We start from the raw sequence: 12471 nt of genomic DNA on the forward strand, positions 1-12471 counted from the left end.
AGGCCAGAAATGACCAACACCACGATCACCACCGATGCCCTGCATGAGCGCGTCGATGCAATTTTCCGCAAGGCCGGACTGAACCCCATTCAGGCCAGCGCCATTACAAGGGTCATCGTCGCCGCGGAACGCGATGCCTGCAAGTCGCATGGCATCTACCGGATCGAGGGCGCCCTACGGACAATCAAGGCCGGGAAGGTAAAACCGCACGCGCTGCCCGAGTTGTTGCCGCAAGACGCTCCCGCCCTCGTCAAAGTGGATGCGAAGCATGGTTTCGCCAACCCAGCCTTCGAATTGGGTCTGCCGGTGCTGATCGAGCGGGCACGGTCGTGCGGCATTGCCGCACTCGCGATCAACGATGCGGTGCATTTTTCCGCCCTTTGGGTGGAGGTCGAAGCTTTGACACAGGCAGGCCTGACCGGCCTGGCCATGTGCCCGAGCTATGCCACCGTCGCTCCGACCGGTGGCAACGGACCATTGCTGGGCACCAATCCTATTGCCTTTGGCTGGCCGCGAGAAGAGCAGCCTCCCTACGTTTTCGACTTCGCGACCTCGGTTGCCGCGCGCGGCGAGATCGAGCTCCACCGCCGGGCAGGCAAGAAGCTGCCGGAAGGCTGGGCCATGGATTCTGACGGCAGGCCAACGACGGACCCCGAAGCTGCCCTGGCGGGCGCCATGCTTCCCTTCGGCGGGCACAAGGGCTCGGCCATCGCGACGATGATCGAACTGCTCGCCGGGATCATGATCGGCGACCTGACCAGCCCCGAGGCGCTCGAGCTGCTTGGCACCACGACGCTTTATCCGTCGCACGGAGAGTTGGTCATCGCTTTCTCGCCGAAAGCCTTCGCCGCCGGCCGGCCCGGCAATCCGCTGGGCCGTGCTGAAGCGCTGTTCGAGGCGATCTTGGGCCAGGGTGCGCGCCTGCCCTCGCAAAGGCGGTTCCTAGCCCGCGAGACGTCGGAGCGCGACGGTATCGTCCTCTCGCACCAGGAAATGGAACAACTCGATCGTTTTCTCGAACGGGGGCTCGACGCGGTCTGAATCGGTATCGCCAGGGCCAAGACCAATCACAGGAGGAGAAAAATGCGCTGGACGAAAACATTCACGGTCGTCGGCTGCCATGCCGAGGGCGAAGTCGGCAACGTGATCACCGGAGGCGTCAAGGACGTTCCGGGCAAGACCATGTTCGAAAAGAAGGAGTATCTCGAAGCGCATATGGACGACATTCGTGGGCTGCTCTTGTTCGAGCCGCGCGGTGCGCCCTACGTCAACGGCAACATCATCCTGCCGCCTTGCGATCCCTCGGCGGATCTCGGCTACGTCATAATTGAAAGCACGGAATACCCGCCCATGTCCGGCTCAAACACCATCTGCGTCGCCACAGTGGCGCTGGAGACGGGGATGGTGCCGATGAAGGAGCCTGAGACATTGCTGCGCATGGAAGCGCCGGCCGGCATGATCGAGGTGCGCTGTCTCTGCGAGAACGGCAAGGTGAAGCAGGTGGAGTTCACCAATGTACCGGCTTTTGCACTCCACCTCGACACGCATGTCGAGGTGGAAGGGCTCGGCACGATCACCGTCGACACCTCCTATGGCGGCATGACTTTCGCCCATGTCAATGCGCGCGCACTCGGCTTTTCCATAACACCCGACGAGGCCCACCAGATGTCGCTGATGGGCCAACGCATCAAGAAGGCGGTCAACGAACAGCTCAAGGTCGTGCATCCGGAGAACCCGAAGATCCGCGACGTGTCCAACGTGATTTTCGAAGGTCCGATCGAGCGCGTCGACGGGCGCGTGGAAAGCGTCAACGGCACGGTATGCCTGCATGGCAGGCTCGACCGCTCACCGACAGGCACCGGCACCACCGGGCGGCTGGCGGTGATGTCGGCAAAGGGGCAGATCGTCAAGGGCGAGCTGTTCCGTAACAGATCGATCATCGGGACCCATTTCGATTCCCGCGTGATCGCCAATACGCGCCTCGGCGATCGCGACGCTGTCGTGGTCACCATCGCCGGACAAGCCTGGATCACCAGCATCGGCCAATATGGCCTCGACCCGACGGACCCTTATCCACGCGGGCATCGCCTCAGCGACGTCTGGTTCTGAAACGGACGCGGCCGTGCTCAGGCCGCGAACGCTCTGACCCTGACGCCGCTCGCCTCCAGCCGTCGCCGAACGCGCGCGGCGATGGCGACGGCTGCCGGCGTGTCGCTGTGGACGCAGATCGAATCGATCGGCGTCTGCAGCATCTGCCCGGAAAGCGTCTCGATGGCGCCTTGCTTGACCATCCGCACGACCCGTTCTGCCGCCTTCTCGGCGTCGTGGATGACAGCGCCTTCCAGCTTGCGCGAGACAAGAAAGCCTTCCTCCGTATAGGCGCGGTCGGCAAAGATTTCGGACCTGACCGTCAGGCCCGCGTCGCGCGCGATCCTGTCCTGGAAGCCGAGCGCAATGGACAGGCAGATCAGGCCGGGATCGACGGCCTTGACCGCGCGCGTCACCGCTTCGGCAACGCCACGGTCGGTCTGGGTAAGGTTGCCCAGCGCGCCATGCGCCTTCACATAGCGGATCGGGTGGCCGGCATAGGCGGAAAGCGCCTGCGCCGCGCCGATCTGGTAGGCGACCAGCCTTTCGATCTCATCCATGGAATGCGGGATGATGCGGCGTCCAAATCCCCACAGATCGGCAAAGCTCGGATGCGCGCCAACGGCGACGCCCTTGTCGCGCGCCATCGAGAACGTGGCCGCCATGATCTCGGGGTCGCCGGCATGAAAGCCGCAGGCCACATTGGCTGAACTGACGATGTCGAGGATCGCCGCATCGTCGCCGAGCCTGTAGGCTCCAAAACCCTCGCCCATGTCGGAATTGATATCGACCTGCAATCCTTGGGCCGCCATGGCGCTTTCCTCAGTGGTTCGAACCATCGCCTTGCTTCACACCAGCTCGTAGAGCGGCGTGCCGTAGCCGACGACCGCTCCGTCCTCGATCAGCGCTGCACCCAGCACACCGTCTGCCGGCGCAACGATTGCCTTCAGGCATTGGCCGACCTGCAGGACGCCGACCGTCTCGCCCTTGCGAACCGTCTGGCCAGGTTCGGCGATCGGGCGACCGGTCGTCGGGTGATCGAGACGGAACACGCCGACGCCGGGCGCGCGCACGCCCTTGAAGGCCGTTTCGGCCTTCGGGGCTTCGGCCAGGGGTGTCGAGGCAACAACGGATTGCATGTGCAGGCGCAGCGAAAACCCGGCCTCCGACACTTCGATCTCGCCGATGCCGGCGCTAGCGCACCAGGCGGCCAGCCTTTCGATCTCCTCAACCGTCATCGCCGCCACGTCCTTCGAGCAGACCGCCTTCAATGAGACGTTCGAGATGATGGATATCGAAGCCTCCGGCGGCGAAACCGGGCTCGTCCATCAGGATGCCGTGCAGCGGTGCGTTGGTGGCGATGCCGACAGCCTCCATCTCGCCCAGCGCGCCGCTCATGCGCCGGATCGCCTCGGCTCGCGTCACGCCATGCGCCAGCAGCTTGGCCACCAATGAATCGTAGTGCGGCGGGACGGTGTAGCCGGAGTAGAGATGCGATTCGACGCGGATTCCGGGACCTCCGGGCGGCGTCCAGCGCTCGACCCGGCCCGGATGCGGGCGAAAGCTGTATGGATCTTCAGCGTTGATGCGGCACTCGACGGCGTGGCCCTGGATGCGGATGTCTTCCTGGCTGAACGACAGGGGTTCGCCCCGGGCGATGCGGATCTGCTCGCGCACGATATCGATGCCGGTGACGAGTTCCGTGACGGGATGCTCCACCTGCACGCGGGTGTTCATCTCGATGAAAGAGAAGCGCCCGTCCTCGTAGAGGAATTCGAAGGTGCCCGCGCCTGTATAGCCGATGGTCAGGCATGCGTGGGCACACAGCTCGCCGATCTCGGCAATCGCCTCGCGGGCGATGCCGGGCGCCGGCGCCTCCTCGATGATCTTCTGGTGGCGGCGCTGCATGGAGCAATCCCGCTCGCCGAGCCAGACCGCCCTACCATGCTTGTCCGCAAGAATCTGGATCTCGATATGGCGCGGATGCTCGAGGAATTTTTCCAGATAGACTTGCGGGTTGCCGAAGGCCCGGTCCGCCTCTTTCACCGCCATTGAAACGGCTTCCATCAGGGCGTGCTGCTCGCGCACGATGCGCATGCCGCGCCCGCCGCCGCCGCCCGCTGCCTTGACGATGACCGGATAGCCGATGGCCTCGGCAATGGCGCGCACTGCCTGCTCGTCCTGCGGCAGCGCACCCTCCGACCCTGCAACGCAGGGAACGCCGGCGGCGATCATCGTGCGCTTGGCGGAGACCTTGTCGCCCATGGTGCGGATCGCCGCCGCGGACGGCCCGATGAAGATGAGACCGGCATTCTCAACAGCCTCGGCGAAGGCGGCGTTTTCCGAGAGGAAACCATAGCCCGGATGGATCGCGCCGGCGCCGGTAAGTTGCGCGGCCGCGATGATCTCGGCGATGTTGAGATAGCTCTCCGTCGCGGCCGCCGGTCCGATGCAGATCGCCCTGTCCGCCAGCGCGACATGTCGAAGGCTCGCATCCGCTTCCGAGTGCGCCGCCACCGTCTTCAATCCGAGGTCGCGGCAGGCGCGCAGGATGCGCAGCGCGATTTCACCACGATTGGCGATAAGGACGGTGTCGAACATCGCCTCAGCCCAAATCTTCGAGAACGAACAGCACATCGCCGGACTGCACCGCGGCATGGTCGTCGAACGCGATCTGGACGATCCGCCCAGCGCGATCGGATTCCACGACATTGAACGTCTTCATGGCTTCGAGGACACCAACCTTCTGCCCTTCCACGACCATATCGCCAACCGAAGCGAGCGGCGGTTCACCTTCGGTGCCGGAGCGGTAGAACACGCCCGTCAGCGGCGCGCGGATCGAATAGCGTGCGATGGGCGGAGATGTCGAAGCCGGATTTGTGAAGACGGCAGGGACGGCGGCTGGCCCCGACTGCGACGCAGATTGCGCTTGCGACGCGGATTGCGCCGGCGCCATCTGCCTGGACATGCGGATGCGAACGCCATTGCGCTCGATCTCCAGTTCGGCAATGGGCGAACGCGAGACAAATTCGATCAGCTTCTGGACGAAGTCGAGATCCATCGCCGACCCTATCGCAGCGCTTCGACAGCCTTGGCGATTCGCCCGATCGCTTTTTCGATCAGATCCATCGACGTGGCTATGGAAATGCGGAAATGCGGCGACAGCCCGTAGGCAGAGCCCTGCACCACCGCGACCCGCGCCTGATCGAGCAGGTAAAGCGAGAAATCATCGTCGCTGCCGATGGGAGTGCCGTCGGGGCGACGACGGCCGATCAGGGCCGAGCAATTGGGATAGAGATAGAAGGCGCCCTCGGGCGTCTGGCAGGTAAGGCCGGGAATCTTGCGCAGCAGCTCCAGAGCGCGGTCGCGCCGAGCCTGGAATTCGAGCGCCCGAGGGCGAAGAAAGTCCTGGGGACCTTCCAGTGCGGCAATGGTCGCGGCCTGCGAGATGGATGACGGGTTCGACGTGCTTTGGCTCTGCACGGTGGCCATGGCGCGGATCAGCGGTTCCGGCCCGCCGGCATAGCCGATCCGCCAGCCGGTCATGGCATAGGCCTTCGACACGCCATTCACTGTCAGCGTACGGTCCTTCAGCCTCGGCTCGACGCCGGCGATGGTATGGAAGGTACGTCCATCGAACAGGATATGCTCGTAGATGTCGTCGGTCAGAACGTGCACATGCGGGTGATCGAGCAACACCCCGGCCAGGCCGGCAAGTTCGTCGGGGCTGTAGACGGCGCCAGTCGGATTGGAAGGCGTGTTGAGCAGCAGCCATTTGGTGCGCCCGGTGATCGCGGCTCGCAGGGCTTGCGGTGTCAGTTTGAAGCCCTGCGCCTCCGTGCAAGGAACGACCACGGGCTTGCCTTCGCCGAGCAGGACGATGTCGGTGTAGGAAACCCAATAGGGCGCGGGGACGACCACCTCGTCACCGGGGGCCAGCGTTGCCAGCAGGGCGTTGTAGATGATCTGCTTTGCGCCACCCGCGACGCTGATTTGCGAAGGCTTGTAGTCGAGGCCGTTCTCGCGCCGGAATTTCTCAGCCACCGCCTTCTTCAGCGCGGCGGTGCCGTCGACCGCCGTATAGCGCGTTTCACCCCTGCGCATCGCCTCGTAGGCCGCCTCGACGATGTGCGGAGGCGTTGGAAAATCCGGCTCGCCGGCGCTCAGGCTGATGACGTCGATGCCGGCCGAGCGCATTTCGATTGCACGCGCGGTGACCGCCATGCTGGGGCTTGGCTTGATGACGTCGAGACGGGGAGCGATGAGGCCCACGGGAAATCCTCGTCATGGCTGCCGCGACGTTGCCGGGCAGGTGATATCTGGTGGAAATTGGATAATGTATTCTGATTTTCGCGTCAAACCCCTTTTTCTGCATCGAAGACCGGGTTATGTCTTGTTTTAGTGGTGGGCCGATAGAGGAAAGTATCCAATCCTTCGTCGCCACGGATGATATTCGAGATAGGGAACACGATCGGAATGGGCACAAGCTATGATGTGGTGATCGTCGGCGGCGGCGTTGTCGGCAGCTCGGTCGCCTATTTCCTGTCAGCCAATCCGGATTTCGATGGCAGTATTGCGGTCATCGAGCGGGACCCCTACTACACGGCCTCCTCGTCTTCCTTGTCGACCAGCGCCATCCGCCAGCAGTTCGGCACGGCGCCGAACATCGCCATGTCGAAGTTCAGCATCGACTTCCTGCGCCAGGTAAAGACGCGGCTTGCCATCGGCGACGAGTTGGCCGACATCGGCCTGCATGAGCCCGGTTACCTCGTGCTGGCGACACCCGAGCGGGCAGACGCGCAGCGTGCCAAGAACCGCGTTCAGCGCGGCATGGGCGTCGACGCCGAACTGATCGAGCAGGTCGATCTGGCACGACGCTTCCCGTGGCTCAACACGGACGATCTCGCCCTTGGCTCGCTCGGCCTTGGCAGCGAAGGCTGGTTCGACGGCCCCGGCCTGATGCAGGCCTTTCGCCGCAAGGCGCGCACGCAGGGCGTGGACTATCTTGCCGCGACGGTGACCGGACTGACCATGGCGTCTCCCCAAAAGGTCGGCGAAGTGGTGCTCGACAATGGCGACCGGCTTGCCGCCGGCACGGTGATCAACGCGGCCGGACCGTGGAGCGCGGGCATCGCCAGGATGGCCGGCGCCGAACTGCCGGTTGTCCCGAGCAAGCGCTGCGTCTTCGTCTTCGAAACGCCGGCAACGATCGAAAACTGCCCCTTCGTCTTCGACACGAGCGGCTTCTGGCTGCGGCCGGAAGGCCAGCTCTTCCTGTGCGGTATTCCGCCGGTGCGCGAGAACGAGCCGGACGATTTTGGCCTGGATGTGGATTACGACCTGTTCGACGAGTTGATCTGGCCGGCGCTCGCCCATCGTGTGCCCGGGTTTGAGCAATTGCGCATGTTGCGCGCCTGGGCGGGGCTCTACGAATACAACACCTTCGACCACAGCGGTATCATCGGCCGGCATCCCGAGGTTTCGAACTTTGTCCTGGCCACCGGCTTCAGCGGCCACGGCATGATGCATGCAGCGGCGACCGGGTCGGGCGTCAGTGATCTCATTGCCTATGGCGAGTACCGCTCTGTCGACCTGTCGGCCTTCCGCTACGAACGGATCGCGGGCAATCAACCTATCGAGGAACATGTCTACTGAAGCGAAACGGGCGACATGGCATCGCAGTGACAACGGTGCTATGCGTCCACTTCTTCAATCAAAACGGCGCCAGTCAACAAACACGGCGGCCGCCTCAGGCTGATTCATGCTCGTACAGAAGAAAACCATCTCGACCCAGGTCGCCGATGCCATCAGGCAGAAGATCTTGATCGGCGAATACGAGGCCAACTTTCAGCTGCGGCAGGAGCATCTGGCCACCGAGTTCGGCGTCAGCCGAATTCCGGTGCGAGAGGCGCTGCATCAGCTTCATTCGGAAGGCTTCGTCACGCTGGTTTCCCACAAGGGCGCCGTCGTCACCTCCATTTCCCTGGACGAGATCCTCGAGCTCTACGAATTGCGGGCCCGGATCGAAACATGGCTACTGGCCCTCGCCATTCCAAGGATGACGGAGGCCGACCTCGCGCTGGCCCGGGAGCGTGCAAAGCAGCACCAGGAGCAGGGCAAGACCGGCGAGTATTCGAACCAGCTCAACTGGAACTTCCACGCCGCGCTCTACGCGCCGTCCGGCCGCAAGGCGACGATCGAACTGGTCGGGCGCATCTATCAGCAGCTGGAACGCTACACGCGCATGATGGTGACGCTCACCGAGATCCAGGCCCAGTCCGACCGCGACCACTGGCAGCTCATCGACCTATGCGAAGCCAAAGATACGCTGCGCGCCGTCGGCCTTTTGGAAATGCATATCATCACCAGCGGCAAATTCCTGGTCGACCGGCTTGAGGAATTGCGGGGCAGTTGATCAGTCGCCCCGTCTCCTTGTCCAGCCCCAATCCTTCGCGCGAAGATCATTTGCCGGGCAGATTGGTCGCCCTCGTCAGCAGGATCACGCCCGCCTTGTCGGCCGTATCGTAATAGGTGAAGCCGGTGCGGTTTTCCCGGCGCCCGCGCATCAGCACGGGAAGCCCGTCGTCCTGCGCCTTGGCCTCGGCTGCATCCGCATCGCGAACCTCAAAGCCGATATGGAAGACGCCTTCACCCTTGCTATCGAGATGAATCCGCTGCGGTGAAGGATCGCCGTTCGGCTCGCACAGTTGCAGCTGAACGTTCGGCAAGTTGCAAATCCGGTATTGCATCGCCTTGAAACCCTCGGGGCTTGGGACCTGGAGTTCTTCGTATTCGGCCAGCGGCGGATAGGACTCCCATGGCCCGATGCCTATGGAGTCATAGTAGGCCTGCGCCTTGTCGATATCGTGCACGACGATGCAGATGTGATGCAACTTGTCGAAGTTACCCATTTTCTCACTCCTTGATCGGGACCGTATAGTTCAGAACCCGACGCCCTCCGTCGGGGTAGATCGTCTCGCCGGTGATGTAGGAAGCGTCGTCGCTGGCCAGGAACGCCACGACCGAGGCGATCTCGGCTGCCGTGCCGAGGCGCCCGAGCGGTGTCCGCGAAAGAACCGCCCGTCGCATTTCTTCCGAGTCGATGAATGTCCCGTCCATGACCATGTCCGTGGCGATGGTGCCCGGCCCGACACCGACCACGCGGATGCCGTGGGGGGCGAAGGCGACGGCCGCGGTGCTGGTGACCTGGTTCATGCCGCCCTTGGAGATCGCGTAGGTGGCGACACGTGGGTTGGCGAGGCCCGAATTGATCGACGACATGTTGATGATGACGCCGCCTCCACCTTGCGCGATCATCTGGCGGGCTGCGGCCTGGGTGCCCATGAACGCACCCTTGAGATTGACGGCGAGAACCCTGTCGTAGTCCGCCTCTGTGATGTCGAGAAAGTCCTGGACCGGAGCGATGCCGGCATTGTTGACCATGATGTCGACACGGCCGAACTTCGCCACCGCCGCTGCAATCAGCCCATTGACCTGGTCCTTCTTGCTGACATCCGTGACGACCGCCAGGACGCTGTCGGTGGTACCGATTTCAGCGGCACATTTTTTTAACTCCACGGCATCGATGTCGCCGAGCACGAGCTTCGCGCCTTCGGCCAAAAAGCGTTCCGCGCAAGCGCGTCCGATGCCGCGCGCCGCGCCTGTGACAACCGCCACCTTGCCTGCCTGTCTCATGTCCAATCCTTCGATCATTTGTAAGTCGGCCACCGTCTCAGGGAGCATGGGCCGAGCTTGGCTAGGAATGGGGTTTCTCCCACCGAAGCCTAGCCTAGCGGATAACGAAGGGATTGGTGGTCTTGCCGGCGGTGTCTATCCACACCGTCTTGGTCTGTAGATAGGAATTGATGGCGTCCTGCCCGCTTTCGCGCCCGATACCGCTCCTCTTGTAGCCGCCGAAGGGCGCCATGTAGGAGACGGCACGGTATGAATTGATCCAGACCATCCCCGCTTCCATCGCGGCCGCGCCGCGCAGCGCCCTGCCCATGTCGCTGGTCCATATTCCCGCCGCCAGCCCGTAGGGGCTGTCATTGGCAATGGCGAAGGCCTCGTCCTCGTCGTCAAAGGGGATGACGGACAGGATCGGCCCGAACACCTCCTCACGCGCGATCCGCATGGTGTTGTTCACGCCGGTGAAGATGGTGGGCTCGACGAACCAGCCCTCGGCCAATTCACCCGAGGCCGGCTTGCCGCCGCCCAGCACGCAAAGCGCACCCTCGCGGCGCGCGATGCCGAGATAGGACAGCACCTTCTCGCGCTGGGCTTGCGTGGTGATCGGCCCGACCTGCGTCTCTTGCAGCGCCGGATTGCCCAATCGAGCGCTGGACGCCAGCGTTATGACGCCTTCCACGAACCGGTCGTGGATTTTGCGATGCACCAGCAGCCGCGAACCCGCGATGCAGGTCTGGCCGCTGGCCGCGAAGATGCCTGAGATCGCGCCGTTGACCGCGCTCTCGATATCGGCGTCGTCGAAGACGATGTTGGCCGATTTGCCGCCGAGCTCCAGCGTGACGGTCTTTAGCTGTTCGGCAGCCGCCCGATAGACCGCGATCCCGCCAGGCTCACCACCGGTGAAGGCGATCTTGGCGACGTCGGGATGAGAGACGAGTGGCGCGCCGACATCAAGCGGCATGCCGGTAACGGTGTTGACCACGCCGGGCGGGAAGCCTGCCCGCGCAAACAGTTTCACGAACTCCAACGTCGAGGCCGAGGCGTGTTCCGACGGTTTGATGACGACAGTGTTGCCTGCCGCCAGCAGCGGCGCGAGCTTCCATGTCAGAAGTAAAAGCGGCGAATTCCAGGGCACGATCGCTGCAATGACACCCAGCGGCTCGTGGCGGGTGAAAGCGAACATGCCAGCCTTGTCGATCGGCAGCACCGACCCTTCGATCTTGTCGGCAAGACCGCCGAAATAGCGGAACCATTCCGGGATATAGCGCAGCTGTGCCGTCATTTCGGTGAGCAGCTTACCATTGTCGCGCGTCTCGATGGCGGCAATACGATCTGCGTTCTCGTCGATCAGATCGGCCAGCCGCACGAGCAGCTTGCCCCGCGCGGTCGGCGTGATGCCGGCCCATTCCTTCGACCGGAATGCTGCCTTCGCGGACGCCACGGCGGCGTCCACCTGGCTCACTCCTCCACGCGGGATCAGCGCCCAGGGCCTGCCGGTGAACGGATCATGGCTCTCGAATGTATCGGCTGTCGATTGCAACCGACCGCCGACCGTGTTCTGGAAACTGACCAGCGCCATATCGGTCCTCAACAGGTGGCAAAGCCCAGATGGGCGCGAAATCGGTTCTTGACCTCGACCGCGTCGCGCGGCGGCAGCGAGCGCGGCAGGTTCTCGGCGGTGATTTTCAGCACGAAAAGGCGCGGACCGTCGGCCGGGCGCCGAAGTTCTCCACAGAGCATGTCGACCTCCTCCAGCGTACGCAGCTCGGCGGTCTTCGAAAAACCGCAAGCGGCCGCGACCTTGTCGAAACCAATGCCCTTGCCGGTATGGCTGGACTGCATGCCGGTCTCGCCGAAATGCTGATTGTCGAGCACGATCAGGTCGAGATTTTTCGGCCGCGCCACCGAGATCGTCGCCAGCGAACCGAACGCCATGAGCTGTTCGCCATCTCCGGTGATCACCATGACCCGCTTGTCGGGTTGGGCTTGGGCAAGCCCGAGGCCGATCAGCGCAGCACCCCCCATGGCGCCCCACAGATAATAGTTGTCGTTGCGGTCACCGGCAGCATGCACGTCGTAGCTCGGCGAGCCGAGACCGGTCACGACCAGGGCTCCGTCGCGGGCGTCAAGCAGCTTCTTCACCGCAACCCGGCGGTCCATCGTCGGTAAATTCATGTCGCTCACCACTTCTTCTTGCCGAGCAGCCGCTGCCCGATCAGCACGGCAATCTGCTGGTCGGCGTCGAAGGCCATCAAGGCTGCCTGCGCCACCGTCTCCACCAGGTCGGGACCGGTTTCGGCGCGCAGCACCCTGAGCCCTATCGCCTTCAGCGACGCCTCCGTCGCCTGCCCCATCGGCACCTGCCACGGGTTGAACTCGGCCCATTCGCCCCGCATCGTCACCAGGACGAGCAAGGGGAAGCGCGCCTGCACGGGAAGCGACAGCATGTTGATGCAATTGCCGACACCGGAGGATTGCATGAGCACGACGCTCCGCTTGCCACCGAGCCAGGAGCCTGCTGCGATGGCGATGCCCTCCTCCTCCGTCGTCAGCACATTGGTGACGACTTCGGGATCCTCACTGAAAAGGCGGATCAATGTGGTATGACCGGCATCCGGCACATAGGACATGTGGCTGATGCCGGCAGCCTTGAGCACCTCATAGACCTGATCCGGCCACTGCCTTTCAGACACG

14 protein-coding genes are annotated in these 12471 nt (G+C 63.5%); 4 read left to right on the forward strand and 10 right to left on the reverse strand.

Annotated features, from left to right (window positions below; all coding sequences use genetic code 11):
- Positions 1-9: 9 nt before the first annotated feature.
- The gene (locus NP945_RS26095) at positions 10-1041 is read left to right on the forward strand and encodes an Ldh family oxidoreductase (RefSeq protein WP_256747951.1); all 1032 of its coding nucleotides are present in this window, start codon (positions 10-12) and stop codon (positions 1039-1041) included.
- A gap of 42 nt (positions 1042-1083) precedes the next feature.
- Positions 1084-2109 carry a proline racemase family protein gene (locus NP945_RS26100; protein ID WP_127266698.1) on the forward strand — a complete coding sequence of 342 codons (1026 nt, stop codon included), beginning with the start codon at positions 1084-1086 and terminating at the stop codon, positions 2107-2109.
- A 17-nt stretch (positions 2110-2126) separates the two neighbouring features.
- Here the strand turns inward: NP945_RS26100 and NP945_RS26105 are convergent, their stop codons facing one another.
- From NP945_RS26105 to NP945_RS26125, 5 genes are read right to left on the reverse strand one after another with little or no spacing between them, the layout of a single operon-like run.
- A complete protein-coding gene (locus NP945_RS26105) occupies positions 2127-2900 on the reverse strand; it encodes a LamB/YcsF family protein (RefSeq protein WP_127809641.1) in 774 nt (257 codons plus the stop codon).
- Positions 2901-2936: 36 nt separating this feature from the next.
- Positions 2937-3326 (reverse strand): biotin/lipoyl-containing protein, encoded by a 390-nt coding sequence (locus NP945_RS26110; protein ID WP_256747952.1) that lies wholly within the window; start codon positions 3324-3326, stop codon positions 2937-2939.
- Positions 3316-4689 (reverse strand): acetyl-CoA carboxylase biotin carboxylase subunit, encoded by a 1374-nt coding sequence (gene accC, locus NP945_RS26115; protein ID WP_256747953.1) that lies wholly within the window; start codon positions 4687-4689, stop codon positions 3316-3318. The genes NP945_RS26110 and accC overlap by 11 nt, the downstream gene beginning before the upstream one ends.
- Positions 4690-4693: 4 nt before the next feature.
- The gene (locus NP945_RS26120) at positions 4694-5149 is read right to left on the reverse strand and encodes an acetyl-CoA carboxylase biotin carboxyl carrier protein subunit (protein WP_127269419.1); all 456 of its coding nucleotides are present in this window, start codon (positions 5147-5149) and stop codon (positions 4694-4696) included.
- Between the two features lie 8 nt (positions 5150-5157).
- Positions 5158-6360 carry a pyridoxal phosphate-dependent aminotransferase gene (locus tag NP945_RS26125; protein WP_256747954.1) on the reverse strand — a complete coding sequence of 401 codons (1203 nt, stop codon included), beginning with the start codon at positions 6358-6360 and terminating at the stop codon, positions 5158-5160.
- A gap of 204 nt (positions 6361-6564) precedes the next feature.
- Between NP945_RS26125 and NP945_RS26130 the strand changes: the two genes are divergently transcribed.
- Together NP945_RS26130 and NP945_RS26135 are read left to right on the forward strand one after the other, a co-directional pair.
- Positions 6565-7743: an FAD-binding oxidoreductase gene (locus NP945_RS26130; RefSeq protein ID WP_256747955.1), complete on the forward strand. Its 1179-nt coding sequence runs from the start codon at positions 6565-6567 to the stop codon at positions 7741-7743.
- A gap of 106 nt (positions 7744-7849) precedes the next feature.
- Positions 7850-8503 carry a GntR family transcriptional regulator gene (locus NP945_RS26135; protein WP_023809526.1) on the forward strand — a complete coding sequence of 218 codons (654 nt, stop codon included), beginning with the start codon at positions 7850-7852 and terminating at the stop codon, positions 8501-8503.
- Between the two features lie 46 nt (positions 8504-8549).
- On the opposite strand, the gene NP945_RS26140 is transcribed toward NP945_RS26135, so the two are convergent.
- From NP945_RS26140 to NP945_RS26160, 5 genes are all read right to left on the reverse strand, one after another.
- Positions 8550-8999, reverse strand: a complete 450-nt coding sequence (locus tag NP945_RS26140; RefSeq protein ID WP_127318271.1) for a VOC family protein — start codon at positions 8997-8999, stop codon at positions 8550-8552.
- A gap of 4 nt (positions 9000-9003) precedes the next feature.
- Positions 9004-9783, reverse strand: a complete 780-nt coding sequence (locus NP945_RS26145) for an SDR family NAD(P)-dependent oxidoreductase (RefSeq protein WP_256747956.1) — start codon at positions 9781-9783, stop codon at positions 9004-9006.
- A 94-nt stretch (positions 9784-9877) separates the two neighbouring features.
- Complete coding sequence (locus NP945_RS26150; protein ID WP_256747957.1) at positions 9878-11356, reverse strand: aldehyde dehydrogenase; 1479 nt, start codon at positions 11354-11356, stop codon at positions 9878-9880.
- 8 nt (positions 11357-11364) lie between these two features.
- Positions 11365-11952, reverse strand: coding sequence for a thiamine pyrophosphate-dependent enzyme (locus tag NP945_RS26155; RefSeq protein ID WP_127269711.1), 588 nt, complete (start codon positions 11950-11952; stop codon positions 11365-11367).
- 5 nt (positions 11953-11957) lie between these two features.
- Entirely contained in the window at positions 11958-12470 is a 513-nt protein-coding gene (locus tag NP945_RS26160; protein ID WP_164748823.1) for a thiamine pyrophosphate-binding protein, read from the reverse strand.
- Position 12471 lies beyond the last annotated feature (1 nt).

The sequence above is a fragment of the Mesorhizobium sp. LMG17149 genome (assembly GCF_024518695.1).
Taxonomy (GTDB): domain Bacteria; phylum Pseudomonadota; class Alphaproteobacteria; order Rhizobiales; family Rhizobiaceae; genus Mesorhizobium.